This is a genomic window from Streptomyces sp. NPDC088915 (assembly GCF_044749825.1).
Classification (GTDB): Bacteria; Actinomycetota; Actinomycetes; order Streptomycetales; family Streptomycetaceae; genus Streptomyces.
The window spans coordinates 136,945-154,756 of sequence record NZ_JBIVIR010000009.1 but is presented as its reverse complement, the minus strand read 5'-3'; the positions used below and the strand labels follow the sequence as shown (position 1 = coordinate 154,756).

The 17,812-nt window shown below is 75.0% G+C and carries 11 protein-coding genes and 2 pseudogenes; 6 read left to right on the top strand and 7 right to left on the bottom strand.

Translation table 11 applies throughout. The features are described 5' to 3' along the window. Positions 1-2: 2 nt before the first annotated feature. From ACIP5O_RS18285 to ACIP5O_RS18270, 4 genes are read left to right on the top strand one after another with little or no spacing between them, the layout of a single operon-like run. The gene (locus ACIP5O_RS18285) at positions 3-1,139 is read left to right on the top strand and encodes an acyl-CoA dehydrogenase family protein (protein ID WP_401294427.1); all 1,137 of its coding nucleotides are present in this window, start codon (positions 3-5) and stop codon (positions 1,137-1,139) included. Then, positions 1,136-2,218, top strand: coding sequence for an enoyl-CoA hydratase/isomerase family protein (locus ACIP5O_RS18280; RefSeq protein WP_401294425.1), 1,083 nt, complete (start codon positions 1,136-1,138; stop codon positions 2,216-2,218). Before ACIP5O_RS18285 ends, ACIP5O_RS18280 begins: the two co-directional genes overlap by 4 nt. Then, positions 2,215-3,144: a 3-hydroxyisobutyrate dehydrogenase gene (gene mmsB, locus ACIP5O_RS18275; protein ID WP_401294710.1), complete on the top strand. Its 930-nt coding sequence runs from the start codon at positions 2,215-2,217 to the stop codon at positions 3,142-3,144. The genes ACIP5O_RS18280 and mmsB overlap by 4 nt, the downstream gene beginning before the upstream one ends. Beyond that, a complete protein-coding gene (locus ACIP5O_RS18270; RefSeq protein WP_401294423.1) occupies positions 3,141-3,914 on the top strand; it encodes an enoyl-CoA hydratase in 774 nt (257 codons plus the stop codon). The genes mmsB and ACIP5O_RS18270 overlap by 4 nt, the downstream gene beginning before the upstream one ends. Positions 3,915-3,969: 55 nt before the next feature. Here the strand turns inward: ACIP5O_RS18270 and ACIP5O_RS18265 are convergent, their stop codons facing one another. The 5 genes from ACIP5O_RS18265 to tsaD form a co-directional block, all read right to left on the bottom strand. After that, positions 3,970-5,385, bottom strand: coding sequence for a nucleobase:cation symporter-2 family protein (locus tag ACIP5O_RS18265; RefSeq protein WP_401294421.1), 1,416 nt, complete (start codon positions 5,383-5,385; stop codon positions 3,970-3,972). Positions 5,386-5,516: 131 nt separating this feature from the next. Further along, positions 5,517-6,998: an amidohydrolase family protein gene (locus tag ACIP5O_RS18260; protein ID WP_401294419.1), complete on the bottom strand. Its 1,482-nt coding sequence runs from the start codon at positions 6,996-6,998 to the stop codon at positions 5,517-5,519. Between the two features lie 116 nt (positions 6,999-7,114). Further along, positions 7,115-8,062 carry a 2OG-Fe(II) oxygenase family protein gene (locus tag ACIP5O_RS18255; RefSeq protein WP_401294708.1) on the bottom strand — a complete coding sequence of 316 codons (948 nt, stop codon included), beginning with the start codon at positions 8,060-8,062 and terminating at the stop codon, positions 7,115-7,117. 413 nt (positions 8,063-8,475) lie between these two features. Further along, on the bottom strand, positions 8,476-11,121 hold the full coding sequence (gene alaS, locus ACIP5O_RS18250) for an alanine--tRNA ligase (RefSeq protein WP_401294417.1): 2,646 nt from the start codon (positions 11,119-11,121) through the stop codon (positions 8,476-8,478). A gap of 31 nt (positions 11,122-11,152) precedes the next feature. Continuing rightward, a complete protein-coding gene (gene tsaD, locus ACIP5O_RS18245) occupies positions 11,153-12,223 on the bottom strand; it encodes a tRNA (adenosine(37)-N6)-threonylcarbamoyltransferase complex transferase subunit TsaD (protein WP_401294415.1) in 1,071 nt (356 codons plus the stop codon). Between the two features lie 244 nt (positions 12,224-12,467). On the opposite strand from tsaD, the gene ACIP5O_RS18240 reads away from it, so the two are divergent. Further along, positions 12,468-13,454 carry an MBL fold metallo-hydrolase gene (locus ACIP5O_RS18240; protein WP_401294413.1) on the top strand — a complete coding sequence of 329 codons (987 nt, stop codon included), beginning with the start codon at positions 12,468-12,470 and terminating at the stop codon, positions 13,452-13,454. A gap of 734 nt (positions 13,455-14,188) precedes the next feature. Here the strand turns inward: ACIP5O_RS18240 and ACIP5O_RS18235 are convergent. Both ACIP5O_RS18235 and ligA read right to left on the bottom strand, forming a co-directional pair. Beyond that, a pseudogene (locus ACIP5O_RS18235) lies at positions 14,189-14,646 on the bottom strand (SRPBCC family protein). Positions 14,647-14,785: 139 nt separating this feature from the next. After that, entirely contained in the window at positions 14,786-16,852 is a 2,067-nt protein-coding gene (gene ligA / locus ACIP5O_RS18230; protein WP_401294411.1) for an NAD-dependent DNA ligase LigA, read from the bottom strand. A gap of 273 nt (positions 16,853-17,125) precedes the next feature. Between ligA and ACIP5O_RS18225 the strand changes: the two are divergent. Next, positions 17,126-17,741: pseudogene (locus ACIP5O_RS18225) on the top strand (MFS transporter); the annotation flags it as partial. Between the last annotated feature and the right edge of the window lie 71 nt (positions 17,742-17,812).

Sequence of the window (17,812 nt, the reverse complement as noted above, 5' to 3'; positions counted from 1 at the left end):
GCATGCTCACGAAGGACCAGCTCGCCCTGGCGGAGGTCACCCTCGACTTCGCGCAGGAGCAGCTCGGCCCGCACGCCGTCGCCTGGGACCGGGAGAAGCACTTCCCGGTCGACGTCCTGCGCAGGGCCGCGGGGCTCGGCCTCGGCGGCGTCTACGTCCGCGAGGAGCACGGCGGTTCCGGCCTCGGCCGGGTCGACGGCGTCCTCGTCTTCGAGGCCCTGGCCACCGGCTGCCCCTCGATCGCCGGGTACCTCTCCATCCACAACATGGTCGCCTGGATGATCGGCCGGTACGGCGACGACGCCCAGCGCGGGCGCTGGCTCCCGGACCTGTGCTCGGCGCGCCGGCTCGGCAGCTACTGCCTGACCGAGCCGGGTGCCGGTTCCGACGCCGCCGCGCTGCGCACCCGGGCCGAGCGGGTCGGCGACGACTACGTCCTGACGGGGGTGAAGCAGTTCGTCTCCGGGGCGGGCGCCTCCGCCGTGTACGTCGTCATGGCCCGTACGGGCGCCGAGGGCCCCGGCGGGGTCACCGCCTTCGTCGTCGAGCGCGACGACCCGGGCGTCTCCTTCGGCGCCGACGAGCGGAAGATGGGCTGGAACGCCCAGCCCACCCGGCAGGTGGTCCTCGACGGGGTGCGGATCCCCGCCGACCGGCGCCTCGGCGCCGAGGGCGAGGGCTTCCGCATCGCCATGAACGGGCTCAACGGCGGCCGGCTCGGCATCGCCGCCTGCTCGCTCGGCGGCGCGCAGAGCGCCCTGGACCGCAGCCTGGCCCACCTCGCGGACCGGGAGGCCTTCGGGGCCCGGCTGCTCGACGCGCAGGCGCTGCAGTTCCGCCTCGCGGACATGGCCACCGAACTGGCCGCCGCCCGCGCGCTGGTGCGGCAGGCGGCGGACGCCCTGGACCGGGGCGATCCGCAGGCCCCGCGGTTGTGCGCGATGGCCAAGCGGTTCGCCACGGACACCGGGTACGCGGTCGCCGACCGGGCGCTCCAGCTCCACGGCGGCTACGGCTACCTGAACGAGTACGGCATCGAGAAGATCGTCCGCGATCTGCGGGTGCACCGGATCCTGGAAGGAACGAACGAGATCATGCGGGTCATCGTCGCCCGGGGGCTCACGGAGGCGCTGCGGTGAGCGCCGGGAAGCACGGCTCCGGTGACGTCCTCGTCCATGTCGAGGGGCGGGCCGGGTACCTCACCCTGAACCGTCCGAAGGCGCTCAACGCGCTCACCCACGCGATGGTGCTCCGCATCGACGAGGCCCTGACCACGTGGGAGCACGACCCGGCCGTGGAGACGGTCGTGGTCCGGGGGGCGGGCGAGCGCGGCCTGTGCGCCGGGGGCGACATCCGCGCCATCCACGAGGACGCCCGGACGGGCGGGACGGCGTCGGCGGACTTCTGGCGGGACGAGTACCGGCTGAACGCCCGGATCGCCCGCTACCCCAAGCCGTACGTGGCCCTCATGGACGGCATCGTCATGGGCGGCGGCGTCGGGATCTCCGCCCACGGCACGGTCCGCGTCGTCACCGAACGCTCCGGGGTCGCCATGCCGGAGACCGGCATCGGCTTCGTCCCCGACGTCGGCGGCACGTACCTCCTCGGGCTCGCGCCGGGGGAACTGGGCGTCCACCTCGCCCTGACCGGTGCGGTCGTCGGCGCGGCCGACGCCCTGCTGTGCGGGCTCGCGGACCACTTCGTCCCCGCGGGCCGGCTCCCGGAGCTGGCCGGCGACCTCGCGCGGACCTCCGTCCACGGGGCCCTCGCCCGGCACGTCCAGACGCCCCCGCCGGGCGAACTGGCCGCCGCCCGGGAGTGGATCGACCCCTGTTACGCGGCGGACACCGTGGAGGAGATCCTCGCCCGGCTGCTCGACAGCGGCGTCCCGGCCGCGAAGCGGGCCGCCGACCTGCTCCTGGCCAAGTCCCCGACCGCGCTCAAGGCGACCCTGGCCTCGGTGCGCCGGGCGCGGCGGCTCGGCCCGCTGGAACGGGTCCTGGAGCAGGAGTACCGCGTCTCCTGCGCCGCCCTGTCCTCCCCCGACCTGGTGGAGGGCATCCGTGCCCAGGTGATCGACAAGGACCGCGCCCCCCGCTGGTCCCCCGCGACGCTCGCCGAGGTGGGCGCGGCGGACGTGGACCGGTTCTTCGCCCCGCTCGGCGACCGCGAACTGCGGCTCGCCGGGCCCGCGTCCCTCCAGGAGGTGCCGTGGTGACCCGTACCGTCGCCTTCGTCGGACTCGGCCGCATGGGCGGGCCGATGGCCGCCAACCTCGTCGGGGCCGGGCACCGCGTCCTCGGGTACGACGTGGTGCCGGAGGCCGTGGCCGCCGCTGCCGCCTCCGGGGCGGAGCCCGCCGGGTCGGCGGCGAAGGCCGCGGCGGAGGCGGACGTGGTGATCACCATGCTGCCGACCGGCCGCCACGTCCTGGACCTCTACGGCGAGCGGGGCCTGCTCGCCGCGGCGCGGCCCGGCACGCTGTTCGTCGACTGCTCCACCATCGACGTGGCCGACGCCCGCGCCGCGCACGGGGCGGCGCGCGCCGCAGGCCACCGGGGGCTCGACGCGCCCGTGTCCGGCGGGGTGATGGGCGCGGAGGCCGGGACGCTCACCTTCATGGCGGGCGGCGGCGCGGAGGAGTTCGCGGAGGCCGAACAGCTCCTGTCGGCCATGGGCCGGAAGGTCGTGCACTGCGGGCCCGCCGGGTCCGGGCAGGCGGCGAAGATCTGCAACAACATGATCCTCGGGATCTCGATGATCGGCGTCAGCGAAGCCTTCGTCCTCGCCGAGAGCCTGGGCCTGGACCACCAGGCGCTGTACGACGTGGCGTCCACGGCCTCCGGGCAGTGCTGGGCGCTCACCGTCAACTGCCCTGTACCGGGGCCGGTGCCGGGCAGCCCGGCGAACCGCGACTACCGGCCGGGCTTCGCGGCGCCCCTGATGGCCAAGGACCTGAACCTCGCCGCCAACGCCCTGCGGGCCGGCGGCGTGGACGCGCAACTCGGCCTGAAGGCAGCGGAGTTGTACGCGGCCTTCGCGGAGGGGGACGGCGCGGGGCTGGACTTCTCGGCGATCGTACGGACGATCCGGGCGTCCGGGGCGGCACCGGAGGAAACGACGACGGACGGGACGCACCCATGACCTACGAGACCATCCTGGTCGAGCGCGAGGACCGCGTCGCGCTCGTCACGCTCCACCGCCCCGAGGCGCTCAACGCCCTGAACCTCCGGGTGATGGAGGAGGTCGTGGCCGCCTTCGAGGAGCTGGACCGGGACCCGGGCGTGGGCTGTGTCGTCCTGACCGGTTCGGAGAAGGCGTTCGCCGCGGGCGCCGACATCAAGGAGATGCGCCCGCGGAGCTACATGGACATGTACCTCTCCGACTGGTTCACGGCCTGGGACCGCCTCGGGCAGGTCCGTACGCCCACGGTCGCGGCGGTCGCCGGGTACGCCCTGGGCGGCGGCTGCGAACTGGCGATGCTCTGCGACGTCCTGCTGGCCGCCGACACGGCGGTCTTCGGGCAGCCGGAGATCGGGCTCGGGGTCATCCCCGGCATCGGCGGCTCCCAGCGGCTGACCCGGGCCGTCGGCAAGGCGAAGGCCATGGAGCTGTGCCTGACCGGCCGGACGATGGACGCCGTCGAGGCCGAACGGGCCGGTCTGGTGTCCCGGATCGTGCCGGCGGACGAGCTCCTCGCCGAGGCGTGGAAGGTGGCGGGCACGGTGGCGGCGATGTCCAAGCCGGTCGCGATGATGGCGAAGGAGTCCGTGAACCGGGCCTTCGAGACCACGCTCGCCGAGGGCGTGCGCTTCGAACGGCGCCTGTTCCACGCGGTGTTCGCCACGGCGGACCAGAAGGAGGGCATGTCCGCTTTCGTGGAGAAGCGTCCGCCGGGGTTCGTCCACGGCTGACGCGTGACCGGCCGGGCGGGGGCCCCTCCCCCGCCCGGCCGGTCGCTCCCCCGCGTCACGTCACGTCGGCCGCGGTCACGGGCGGCGCGCCGTGGCGGGAGCCGCGCCACGACGGGAGGTGGTGGAAGAACAGGTTGAGGACGACCGCGGTGAGCGTCCCCAGCATGATGCCGCTCTCGAAGAGGACCCGGAGCTGCCGGGTCGGCATGTGCTCGGCGAACTGCGGATACGCGGTGGGCAGGAAGCCGATGCCGAGGCTCGCGGCCACCAGGACCGTGTTCCGCGCCCCCGACAGGTCGGCCTTGACGAGGATCTGCATGCCCACGACGGCGATCGTCGAGAACAGGACGACGGTGGCGCCGCCCAGGACGGCCGGCGGCATCGCCGCGACCACCGCGCCCACCTTGGGAACCGTACCGAGGACCAGCATGATCACCCCTCCGGCCGCGACGACCCGGCGGGACGTCACCCCGGTCAGCCGCAGCAGCCCCACGTTCTGGCTGTAGACCGTGGTGGGGAAGGAGTTGAGCAGCCCCGACGCCACCGTGGCCAGGCCGTCGGCGCGCAGCGCGCGGACGACGGCCCGCTCGTCCACCTCGCGTCCGGCGATCTCCCCGACGGCGAAGAACTGGCCGATCGACTCGACCGCGATGATCACCATGACGAGGACGATCGCGAGGACCGCCATCACGTCGAAGCGGGGCACGCCGTAGTGCAGCGGGGCCTGCATCCCGAACCAGGGGGCGTCGCCGACGCGGGAGAAGTCGGCCCGTCCGGCAAGGGCCGCGACCGCCGTGCCCGCCGCCAGGCCGAGCAGGACGGCGACCGAGGCGACGAAGCCCTTCGCGAACCGGTACAGCACGACGACGACCACGAGGGTGACGGCGGCCAGACCGAGCTGGACCGGAGCCCCGAAGCCGGCCGCGTCCGGGTTCCCGCCGCCCACCTGCCGGGCGGCCACCGCCATCAGGGTCACCCCGACGACGGTGACGATCGTGCCGGTGACCAGGGGCGGGAAGAAGCGCACCAGCCGGCCGAAGACCGGGGCCACCAGGAAGAGCACGAGCCCGGCCGCGATCACCGCCCCGAACACCGTGGGCAGCCCGGCACGCGCACCGCCCGCCGCCACGCCGACGGACACCAGGGACGGTACGGCCGCCGTCGACATGCCCTGGACCACCGGCAGCCGGATGCCGACGCCGGGCAGGCCCACGGTCTGCAGCAGGGTGGCCACACCGCAGGCGACCAGCGCGGTGTTCACGAGCGAGGCGGTGTCGGTCTCGGACAGGCCCATGCCCTGCGCGACCAGGAGCGGCATGACCACGGCACCCGCGTAGAAGGCGAGCACGTGCTGCAGGCCCAGCGCCGCCAGCCGCCACCAGGCGGGGGCGGCGTCGACGGGGCCCCGGCCCGTGGTGCCTGCGGCGCACGGGATGTACGGGGAAGCGGTCCCGCCCGGTGGCTGCGTCACGTCCGACGGCTGCGTCACGGCCGACGCAGTGGCCCCGTCCGGTGGCTGTATCGCGTCCGTCGCGGCGGTCCTCCCCGGCAACCGCGTCTCGTCCGTCGCAGCAGCCCCACCCGGTACCCGCGTCACATCCGTCATGAGGTCCTCCCCAGTCGTCGCGCCCGGTGCCGCCACGGCACCGTCAGCGGGCCGAATCCGGCCCGTTCCACCAGGCGGTCCGCCCGTTCGCGGGCCCGCGCGCCCAGTGCTTCCTCGTCGACGCCGGGGCAGTGACCGTCCTCGTAGACGACCCTCCCGCCGACCAGCGTCATCACCACGTCGCCCGCCCGGGCCGTGTACACCAGCGTCGACACGGCCCGGTGCACGGGCTGCGCCGCCGTGCCCGAGAGGTCCACGACCACCAGGTCCGCGAGGGCCCCGGGGCGGACGACACCGGCGTCCCGCACGCCCGTGTACCGGGCCCCGTCCCGGGTGGCCGCCTCCAGGACGTCCTCGCAGCGCACCCCGGCCGGGTCGAGGGTGGCCAGTCGCTGCGCGAACAGCGTCTGCTTCATCACCTCGAACATGTCCTGCCGGCCGCCGGCGCTCGGCCCGTCCGTGCCGAGGGCCACGACCGCGCCCGCCTCGCGCAGCGGCAGCCAGGGCATCGTGCCGGAGGCCAGATAGGCGTTGGAGCAGGGGTTGTGGGCGACGCCTGCGCCCGCCGCGCCGACCGCGGCCGTCTCCTCCTCGTCCAGCCAGACGGCGTGGGCGAGCGTCGCCCGCGCGTCGAGCAGGCCCTCGCGCGCCAGCCAGGTCACCGGGCGGACGCCGTGGGCCTCCAGATAGCTCCGCGGGTCCCCGGCGCCCTCGCTGCAGTGGGTGTGCCAGCGGACCCCGTGCTCCCGGGCCAGGGCGACCGCGCCGCCGATCAGGTCCTGGTCGACGTAGGAGAGGTTGAGCGGGGCGGGCCAGACACGGACGCGCGCGTCGGGGCCGCGGGCCTCCACGCACTGCCGGGTCAGCTCCAGTTCCTCGGCGGTGCCGTAGCGGTACAGCGCGTCGGGCAGGCCGCGCGCGTCGGCGGTCTTCGTGCGGTCGCCGAGCATGCCCCGGGCGACCGCGCCGCGCAGGCCGACCTCCTCGATCGCGTCGGCCACGGCGAGGACGGTCTCGGGGTCGGTGGGCGCGTAGTGGTGGTCCACGACGCTGGTGATGCCGGCGCGGGCCGCCTCGACGGCGCTCAGGCGTACGGCGGTGAGGGCGTCCTCCGCGTCGAGGTGGACGGCGTAGGGCCACATGAAGTGGTTGAGCCAGGGCCGGATCGGCTCGCCGTCGCCGATGCCGCGGGCGAAGGACTGGAAGAGGTGGGTGTGGGCGTCGGTGAAGCCGGGCAGGATCGCGCGGCCCCGGCAGTCGACGGTGCGGCGGGGACGCCAGCGGGCCTCGACCTCGCGGGCCGGTCCGACGTCGACGATCCGGTCGCCGTCGACGGCCACCGAGCCGGAGGCGTATACGGTCCGCTCGTCGTCGACGGTGACGACCTGGGCGCCGGACAGCAGGAGCGCGCAGGGGCGCGGTGCGGGCAGAGGGGCGGTCAGGGGGTCGGGCAGGGGGTCGGGAGACTTTTCGGGCATGGGCGTGCCCCGCTTTCGGTCCGGGGGTGCCGGGGCCGCCGCCGCGACCCGCGCGTGACTGCGGGGCCCGGCGGCCGGCCTCCGGTGAGGGGAAGGGAGAGGGAGACGGGGGAGGCTCAGCCGCCGAAGTTGGCGGCGATGCGCTGTCTCAGGTAGTCCTCGGCGGTGATCGGCGCGTGGCGTCCGTCCGGCGAGGTGATCACGGCGTTCCGGTCGGCCTGGGCGAAGTAGGCGATCGAGTGGCGCGGCCCCTGGTCGCCGTCGGGCGCGGGCGGGGCGACGCGGTGGAAGTTGGACAGCAGCCGGTCGCCGCTCCACCGCATCAGCATGTCGCCGATGTTGCAGGTGACCAGGTCGGCGCGGGCGGGGACCGGGGTCCAGGCCAGGGTGTCGGCCTCGGCGCCGGGGCAGACCTGCAGTCCGTCCTGCCCGTCCCGCTGGAACAGCAGGGTCAGGCAGTCGAAGTCGGTGTGCGCGCCGGCCCGCCAGGCGCCGTCGGACCGCCCGCGGGCCGCCTCGGGGACCGCGTAGTAGTGCAGCAGCCGCAGGGTGCTCTGGTGCAGCGGACTGGCCGGGTCGTGGCGTTCGGCGAAGAAGTCCCGTGCGAGTCCGAGGCGTTCGGCGAAGCAGGACAGGACCCGCTGGGCGAGGGCGTGGCAGCGCGCCTCGAAGGACAGGAGCGTGTCGCGGAACCCCGGCAGCTCCTCCTCGCCGGGCCACAGTCCCGCCATGTGGGGACGGGTGAGCTGGTACGACTCCTTCTCGTCCGGCGTGCCGGTGGAGGGGCGCACCTGACTGCGGTACTCCCAGCCGGCGTTGAGCCCCTTCTTCAGCGCGTGCCCGCGCTTGGTCTCCTCCGGCAGCGCGAAGTAGGCCTCGGCCGCGGCGAACGCGGCGTCGGTCTCGGCGCGGGTGATTCCGTGCCCGGAGAGCTGGAGGAAACCGGTCTCCGTGGCGGCCCGCCACAGCTCCTCGGTGATCCGGGCGCGCCGGTTCTCGAAGTCCGTCAGATCGACGACCTGGATCTCCCGCGCCGTCGTCTCGGTGCCCGCGGAGCGGCCCATGCGCCGCTCCCGGTCGAGTTCCGCGTCGGCGTTCGGGGTGCGCGGGTCGTGGTGCTGGGTGGTCAACGTGGTTCTCCCTGTTCGGGGCGCGTCCGGAACCGTGCCGGACGCGCGGGGGAACGAAGCGCGGTCACCGCCCCCGGCGCTTCCACCGGTCCGCTCGCGGCGGACCGGGCACGCTCGCGTACGGCCTGGTTGCCGACGCGTCGTGGACTGGCAGCCCCCCGGCCCTTCTCCGGGCCTCCGGGTGCTGCGCGATGCCGAGAAGTCTCCCGGCCCGGTGTTACGGGCCTGCTACGCCCGGTGTCGCCCGCGTAAAGGGTCGCCCGCGCAAGCCCGCGCAAGCCCGTACGAAGGGTCCCTCGGCCCCGACTTCCGCGTCCGGAACCGAACGCGGAAGCAGGACCGCCGGCTCAGGCCCCGGCCACGACCCGGGGCAGGTTCGCGAGGATCGCGGCCAGGTCCCCGGTGGGGACGCCTCCGCCCTGGGCGACCTCCGGGGAGCCGCCGCCCCGGCCGCCGAGGAGCTGCTTGACGGTCGCGGAGGCGTTCCGGCCGGCCTCGCGGGCCGGGGCGTTGACGGTGAGGACCAGTCCGCCCGACGAGGTGGCGACGGCCACCAGGCCGGGGCGGGCGTGCGGGAGGCGGTCGCGGACCGCGAGGGCGAGGGCGCGGGCCTCGTCGGCGCCGCCGTCGACGGTCGCGGTGACGACCAGCGTGTCCCCCGCCTCGACGGCCCCCGCGGCGAGTTCGGCGGCGTGGGCGGCCGTGGCCCGGGCCTTGAGGCGGGCGTTCTCCCGGTCGGCGGCCTTGAGGCGGTCGAGGAGGCCCGCGATCCTGTCGGGCAGTTCGGCGCGGGGCGCGTTCAGCTGCTCGGCGATCCGGCCCACGAGGTCGCGCTCGCGGGCGAGGTACCCGAAGCCCTCGATGCCGACGGCCGCCTCCAGGCGGCGCATGCCGGCGCCGACGGAGGACTCGGCGGTGAGGGCGACCGTGCCGATCTGGGAGGCGTGGTCGACGTGGGTGCCGCCGCACAGCTCGCGTGACCAGGGGCCGCCGATCTCGACGACCCGCACCTTCTCCCCGTACGTCTCGTCGAAGAGGGCGAGCGCGCCGAGTTCCTTGGCCTCGGGCAGGGTCGTCCAGCGGACGCCGACGGGCAGGTCGCGGCGCAGGGCCCGGTTGGCGGCCTCCTCGACCTCGCTCCGGACGGCCGGGGAGAGGGCGCCGCGCCAGGGGAAGTCGAGGCGGAGGTGGCCGGGCCGGTTGTAGGAGCCGGACTGGAGGGCGGTGGGACCGAGGACCTCGCGCAGGGCGGCGTGCAGGACGTGGGTGCCGGAGTGGGCCTGGCGGGCGCCGAGGCGCCACTCGGGGTCGACGGCGGCGTGCACGGTGTCGTCGACGGCCAGTTCGCCCGCCGTGATCCTGACCCGGTGGACGACGAGGCCAGGCAGGGGCCGCTGGACGTCGACGACCTCGGCCTCGGCCGAAGTCCCGGAGAGGAGGCCCGCGTCGCTGTCCTGGCCGCCGGACTCGGCGTAGAAGGGGGTGCGGTCGAGGACGACGGTGACGAGGTCGCCGGTGCGGGCCGCCGGGACGGGGCCCTCGGTGCCGAGGAGGGCGAGGACGCGGGACTCGGTGGTGAGGGTGTCCCAGGCCCGCCAGTCGGTGGGACCGTGGGCGTCCAGGACGGTGCGGAGGGCGGTGGTGTCCGCCGTGCCGCCGGACTTGCGGGCACGGGCGTCGGCGCGGGCCCGTTCGCGCTGCTCGTTCATGAGGGCGGTGAAGCCCTCGCGGTCGACCTCGACGCCCTGTTCGGCGGCCATCTCCAGGGTGAGGTCGACGGGGAAGCCGTAGGTGTCGTGGAGCAGGAACGCCTGCGCGCCGGGCAGGGAGCGTCCGCCGCCCTCCCTGACCTTGGCGACGGCGGTGTCGAGGACGGTGGTGCCCTGCTTGAGGGTGGCGCGGAAGGCGTCCTCCTCGCCGTACGCCTGGTCGGAGATACGGGCGTAGGACTCGACGACCTCGGGGTAACCGGGGGCCATGCGGTCGCGGGCCACGGGCAGCAGTTCGGGCAGGGCGGGGTCCTGGAAGCCGAGCTGGCGCATGGAGCGGACCGAGCGGCGCAGGATGCGGCGCAGGACGTAGCCGCGTCCCTCGTTGCCGGGGGCGGTGCCGTCGGCGAGGAGCATGAGCGCGGTGCGGACGTGGTCGGCGACCACGCGGAGCCGTACGTCGGCCTGCTCGTCGTCGCCGTAGCGGACGCCGGCGAGGGCGGCGGCCCGGTCGAGGACGGGGCGGGTCTCGTCGATCTCGTAGAGGTTGTCGACGCCCTGGAGGAGGGTGGCCATCCGCTCCAGGCCCATGCCGGTGTCGATGTTGCGGCGGGGCAGTTCGCCGAGGATCGGGTAACCGCTCTTGCCGGGGCCCTCGCCGCGCTCGTACTGCATGAAGACGAGGTTCCAGAACTCCATGTACCGGTCCTCGTCGACGGCGGGCCCGCCCTCGCGGCCGAGGGCCGGGCCGCGGTCGTAGTACAGCTCGGAGCAGGGGCCGCAGGGGCCGGGGACGCCCATGGACCAGAAGTTGTCCTCGTCGCCGCGCGCCACGATCCGCTCGTCGGGCAGGCCGGCGACCTCGCGCCAGATGCCGCGGGCGTCGGTGTCGGAGTGGTGGACGGTCACCCAGATCTTCTCGGGGTCGAGCCCGTAGCCGCCCTCGGCCCACGGCTTCGTGGACAGGTCCCAGGCGAAGGCGATGGCCTCCTCCTTGAAGTAGTCCCCGAAGGAGAAGTTGCCGTTCATCTGGAAGAAGGAGCCGTGCCGGGTGGTCTTCCCGACCTCCTCGATGTCCAGGGTCCGCACGCACTTCTGCACGCTCGTGGCCCGCTGCCACAGGGGGGCCGCCTCGCCGGTGAAGTACGGCTTGAAGGGGACCATGCCGGCGTTGACGAACAGCAGGGTGGGGTCGGGGGTGGGCAGCGGCGCGCTGGGCACGACGGTGTGTCCCCGGGCGGCGAAGTAATCGAGGAAGCGCTGGCGGATGTCGGCGGTACGCAAGGTTCTCACTGCTTCCGGTGGAGGGGGACGGTCAGGCGGCGCGGGCGGAGGGGGCGGGGAGCGGGGTCAGGGAGGCGTACTCCAGGGGCGCGGAGGGGTCGATGGACACGTTCAGCGGGGCGGGCTCCGCTCCCGAGCGGACGAGGAGGTCGCCGACGGCGGCGATCATGGCGCCGTTGTCGGTGCACAGCGTCATGGGCGGGACGCGCAGCTCGACCCCGGCGGCGGCGCACCGCCGCTCGGTGAGGGCGCGGACGCGGGAGTTCGCGGCGACCCCGCCGACCACGATCAGCGTCTTCACGTCGTACGCCTCGCAGGCCGCGAGGGCCTTGCGGCTGAGGACGTCGGCGACGGCCTCCTGGAGGGCGGCGGCGCCGTCGGCGACGGGCACGTCCAGGCCCTGGAGGCGGTGCTTCTCGACCCAGCGGGCGGCGGCGGTCTTGAGGCCGGAGAAGGAGAAGGCGTACGGGTCGTCCCCGCCGCGGGTCAGCGGCCGGGGGAAGTCCACCGCGCGCGGGTCGCCGTCCCGGGCGGCCCGGTCGATGGCGGGCCCGCCGGGATAGGGCAGGCCGAGGATGCGGGCGACCTTGTCGAAGCACTCCCCCGCCGCGTCGTCGAGGGTATCGCCCAGGTGCAGGATCGGCTCGCGGACCAGGTCCCGGACGAGGAGCAGGGAGGTGTGGCCGCCGGAGACGATCAGGACGACGCAGGGGCTGGGCAGCGGCCCGTGTTCCAGGGTGTCGGCGGCGACGTGTCCGGCGAGGTGGTGCACGCCGTGGAGCGGGACTCCGGCGGCGTAGGCGAGCGTCTTCGCTCCGGCGAGGCCGACCTGGAGGGCGCCGGAGAGGCCGGGCCCGGTGGTGACGGCGACCGCGTCGATCTGGTTCAGCCGCAGTCCGGCCCGGTCGAGCGCCTCCCGCACGACGGGGTTGAAGGAGTGCAGGTGCGCCCGCGCGGCGATCTCGGGCACGACCCCACCGAAGCGGGCGTGCTCGTCCATGCTGGTCGCGACGACGTGCGCGAGCAGCTTCCCGTCCCGGACGATCCCCGCCCCGGTCTCGTCGCACGAGGACTCGATCCCGAGCACCACTGGTCCGCTCACCGCTCACTCCTTCTGCACTGATTCCGCAACTGCAATATATGTGCAACAAGGGTGGCGGGGACGAACGGCCCGGAGCCTTTGGAGGGCGGGGCCCGGTGTCATGATGATCGTCGCGGGTGGACGGCCCCGGTCGGCGAAGCCGTACCGCCGTCCGCCCGCCGCACGCCCGTCGTCCGTGACGTCCGTCGGTTGCCATCGGAGGAGAGCACGTGGAAGACCGGATACGGCCGGAAGAGGCCGGACGGTGAGCGCGCGGCAGGTCGCACCCGCGCTGCCCTCCTGGGCGACCTGGTGGCAGCGGCCCTTCCCCGACGCCAACACGCTGCTGCTCCACGGGCGGCGGGCGGCCCTGGTCGACTCCGGTTTCACGGGGCACGCGGAGGAGACCGCCGCCTGGGTCCGCGAGCGGGCCGGGGAGGTCGAGCTCGTCGTGAACACCCACTGGCACTCCGACCACGTCGGCGGCAACGCCCTCCTCCAGGCGCGGGGCGCGGGCGTCGCCGCCGGGGCGCCGGAGGCCGAGGCGATCGCGCGGCGGGACCCCGGCTGCTGCGCGGCGGAGTACCTGGACCAGCCGGTGGCCCCGTACACCGTCGACGTGTCGCTCGACGACGGGCAGGTGCTCCGGCTCGGCGACGCCGACTGGGAGGTCGTCCGCACGCCCGGGCACACGCCGGGCCACCTGGCCCTGTGGCAGCCGGACGAGGGGCTGCTCGTGGTCGGGGACGCCCTTTCGGACTACGACGTCGGCTGGGTGAACCTCGCCCTCGACGGCCCGGACGCGGCCGCCACCGCGCTGGCCTCCCTCAAGCGGATGGCCGACCTCGGAGCGCGCGTGGTGCTCCCGTCCCACGGTCCGGTCCCCGCCGACCCGGCCGCCGCCTTCGCCGCCGCCCTGCGGCGGGCCCAACGCCTCGTCGACGACCCCGCCGGGGCCGTCCGGTACGGCGCACGCCGGATCTTCGCGTTCGCCCTGATGATCCGCGGCGGCGTCCCGGCCGGCGAGGCCGAGCCCTATCTGCTCGCGCGGGCCTGGCTGACCGACGCGGCCCGCCTCCTGGGCCTCGCGCCCGAGGCGCTGGCCGCCGAGCTGGTCACGTCCATGCTCGGCAGCGGCGCGGTCGTCCTGCGGGACGGCCGCCTGCACGCGTCCGCCGACCACACCCCCGTACCGGCCGGGTCGCTGCGGGTGCCGTACCCGCGCGCGTGGCCGGGTCCGGAGCCGCGCTGACGGCCGCCGCACGCCCCGGCCGTGGGTTCGGGCGGTCGTCCAGCGCAGCACTGTGTCCCCGTCGTGGGCGAGCCACGTGCCGTCGCCGGGCGGCAGGACGGAGACTCCCGGTGCCCGCGGGTGGTCGAGCGCGGCGAGGGGCCCGAGCGTGCGGGCGTCGAGGAGGAGGGGGGTGCCCTCCTCCGCCCACTGCTCCTCGGCCGCCACGACGAGAACGCGCTCGCCGTCGACGAAGCCCGGGGTGTGGCCGACGAAGACCCATCCCTCGGGAAGGACCTCGCCGGCGACGTCGTCGGCGACGTCGGCGCCGTCCTGCGTGCGGGCGAGGTGTCCGCCACCGATGTCCTGGATGACCGGCGCCCCCTCCGGGCCGGCGCCGACGCACGCTTCGGTGACGGTGCCGGTCACCCGCACGTGGAGCCCGTCGGCGGTGTGGGTCACCAGGAGGCACAAGGTGCCGTCCTGCCCCATGGGGGCGGTGAGGAGGACCTCGGGCCGTGCGTCGGGAAACCCCTGGAACTCGTGCGCCGCGGCGCGGGACGGCAGGACGTGCTCGGCGAGCACCTCACCGGTGGTCAGGTCGAGGGCGCGGCAGACGTCGCCCTCCGCCGGCCGCTCGGAGAGCCCGTCGGCGTGCTCCATTCGCCGGGCCGTGCCGGTGCGGTGCGGCGCCCCGTCCCGGCTCCCGGCCGGGGTCTCCGCGCCGCGTCCCCGGCCGGGCGGGGGCAGGGCCGTCAGCGGGGAGGGATCGCCGCCTCGGCCGCCGCCCCGATCCGGGCGCCGAAGGCGTCGGCGCCCTTGCGGGCGGCGGCGAGCGCGAGGCCGACGAGGAGCCGGCCGATCCCGTGGCCCTCCCGGACGTTGAAGATGCGGACCCGCGTCCCCCGTCCGGGAACGGTCGCAGGTCGTAGCCGCCCTCGCGGGCCGTCGCGCTGTTCCTCGAGACCTCGGCCCACCGGATCCGGGTCGGGGCTTCGAGGGCGGTGACGCGGAACTCCCGGGCGGACTTCGTCCCGGCGTCCTTGACGGTGCACCGGAAGACCGTGCCCACGGCGGTCGGACCGTCGGGGATCCGGTCGATCCGCAGGACCCCGGGGCTGGACTCGGGGTCGTTGCGCCCGTCGGCGGGGTACGCGCACACGTCCTCGACGGGCCGGTCGATCTCGGTCGTCGCCTCGAACCGTCCTGACACGGGCCACCTCCGGTCGGCCGGGCCGTGCCCCTCCCCCGCGTCGTGCCTCCGGTCCGGTCGCGACGGCACCGCGACCCTGTGCGACCTCCGGACCGCCCGCACGGCGAGCGGCGTGCGCGGGGAGGGGCCGGCCCCGGGCCTACTCCAGGTGGTCGGCGACCAGGACCGCGAAGTCCTCCGGGGTCAGCACCTCGACGCCCGCCTCCCGCGCCTTGACCGCCTTGGAGCTGGGCTTGCCGCCGGCCGTCGGGGCGGCGACCAGGAAGGCGGTCCGGGAGTTGACGCCGCTGCCCATGCGGCCGCCGGCCTTCTCGATGAGGGCGCCCATCTCGGAGCGCCCCCAGCCGTCGAGGGGACCGGTCATCCTCCCGGTCACGACGACGGTCTTCCCGCTCAGCGGACCCTCGACGGCGCCCTCGGCCTTCTCGGGCCGCGGCTCGGTCATGGTGACGCCGGCCGCGATCAGCTTGTCGATCACGGGGGCGAGCGCGGCGACCTGCTCGACGACGACCGGGGCCTTCTCCGGGCCGATGCCCCCGACGTCCTGGAGGGTGTCGGCGTCGGCCGCGCGGATGGCCTCCATCGTGCCGAAGTGGGCGGCGATGCGCCGGGACATGCTGCGGCCGGTGCCGGGGACGCCGAGGGCGCAGAAGACGCGGCTGAGGGGGCGGGTTTTGGCGAGCCGGATCTGCTCGGCCAGTCTGGCGCCGCGCTTGGCGCTGCCGGAGGCGGTGGTGAGCTGCTCCTCGGTGAGGGTGAACAGGTCGGCGACGTCACCGACGTCACCGGAGGCGATCAGCGCGTCGACGTACTTCCTGCCGAGGCCGTCGATGTCGAGGATGTCGCGGCCGGCGGCGTACTCGATGAGCGGGGCGAGCGCGCAGGCGGTGCCCTTCGCGCAGCGCCACCGCTCCTGGCTCTTGTCGATCCCGCCGCCGCAGTGGGGGCACTCGTGGGGCAGCGGGACGGGGGTGGCGTCCCGCGGGCGGAGCTCGACGACGGCGGCCTGGACGCGCGGGATGATGTCGCCGGCCTTGTAGACGGTCACGGTGTCGCCGATGTGGAGGTCGCGGCGGAGGATGTCGGCCGGGTTGTGGAGGGTGGCGCGGGTGACCGTGGAGCCGTCGAGCTCCACGGGGGCGAGGACCGCGGTGGGGGCGAGCACGCCCGTGCGGCCGACCTCCCAGAACACGTCCTGGAGGACGGTCTGCCGTTCGACGGCGGGGAGCTTGTAGGCGACGGCCCAATAGGGGAAGCGGGTGCCGAAGCCGGCCGTCGCCTGCTCGGTGGCGCTGTCGGCCTTGACGACGACGCCGTCGATGCCGAACGGCAGGCTCGCGCGCATCGTGGCGATCGCGTCGATCCTCTCCTGCGCCTCGTCGAGCGTGGCGACCACGTGCAGACCGGCCGGGGTGTCCGCCGTGGTCCGCACCCCGGCCCGCGCGACGGCGGCGAGGGTCTCGGCGTGTCCGGCGCCGGCGGGCAGGAAGGGCACGCCGTCCAGTTCGACGGCGCCGTACGCCCAGAAGGTCATGGCGAGCCGGTACGGGCGGTCCTTCGCCCGCAGCGTGCCGGCCGTGCCATTGCGGGGGTTGGCGAAGACGGCGGCGCCGTGCGCGGCGCGCGTCTCGTTCGCCGCCTCGAACTGCTCCTGGGTGAAGAGGACTTCGCCCCGGGCCTCGAAGGTGGCGGGCACGGGAAGTCGCTCGGGGAGGCCCACGACGGTGCCGATGACGTGGCTGACGTCCTCGCCGTGGGTGCCGTCGCCGCGCGTGACGATCTGCACGAGCCGGCCGTCGCGGTAGCGGGCGGCGACGGCCGCGCCGTCCATCTTCGGCTCGACGGTGAACCCGCCCGCCGGTTCGTGCCCCAGGCGGCGCCGGAGCGACGCGCCCCAGGCCACGAGCTGTTCGGGGGCGAAGACGTTGTCGAGGCTGAGGAGGCGCGAGGTGTGGGCGACGTCGCCGGCGGGGGCGGCGCCGTCGGCGACCTGGTCCGTGGGCGAGTCCGGGGCGGTCTCGTCGGGGTGCTCCGCCTCCCAGTCCAGCACGGCCAGGCGCAGCCGGTCGTACGCGGCGTCGTCCATGAGGCTGTAGCCCGCGCCGTAATAGGCGCGGGAGGCGTCGCGCAGACGCTGGACGGCCGCCTCGTACTCGGCGCGGCCGGACATGCTGAAAGACGCCTCAACGGCGGAAACGTTCGTCATGGGAACATCCTTGCCCATGGGTCTGACAACGCCCCGGGGCTGCGTCACGGGGCCCGCCGGGACGCCGTGACGCCGTGTTCTCCGGGGCGCCCTCGCGACCTCGGCGGCGCCCGAACGGGCCGCCCGCACACCGCGGTACGGGAAGAGCAGGCCGACGTCGGCCGTGTGGACGCCAAGGCGGGCGAGGGTCATGAGCCCCGGTGAACACGGTCTCCAGGCGGTCGACGCCGAGCGCCGACTGCGCCGCCACGCCGCCGTCGCGTTCGGGCTTCCCCCGCCTCCGTGAGCCTGATCGCGGGCAGCCTCGTCGCGACCCGCGTCACCGCGGCGCACACCCCCCGCACGTCCCTGGTGCCCGGCGCCCTGCTCGTCGCCACGGGCCTGGTCCGGTTCCGCCTTCGTCCGCCCCGACGGCGGCTTCCTCACCGACGTCCTCGGCTCCCGCGTCGTCACCGGGGCCGGCGTCGGACTGGTCATCGCCCCGATCGTCGCCGCCGCGACCACCGGCGTCGCCCCCCATGAGGCCGGCACGGCCTCCGGGCTCATGAACAGCTCCCGCCAACCCGGCGGCTGCATCGGCCTGGCCTCCCTGGCCACCGTCGCCGCACACCGCACGGGCACGGCCACCAGCCCTGCCGCGCCACCGGGCCCGACGGCGCCGAGCACCTGGTCCTGTTGCGGGCGGGCACCGCCGCGATCGTCCCCCGCAGCCGCCGGCACCGCCTGGAGCTGGACGCCCCGGCGACCTGATGTCGATCCCCCTTCGCCACGGCACCCGCCTCGAAAAGCACATGGGCACACGCTGAGCGGAAGCGGTCGGAGCGGCTCGCGTCAGCGGCCCGGAGACGACTCCGGACCGCTTTCCCGTGTGACCTGCGTCACGCGTTAAAAGTTCTTTAAGAAACAAGGTCTCGGAAAGCCCAATTTGTGCTGCTTCGAGCATAGTTGACGCTTGCTTTG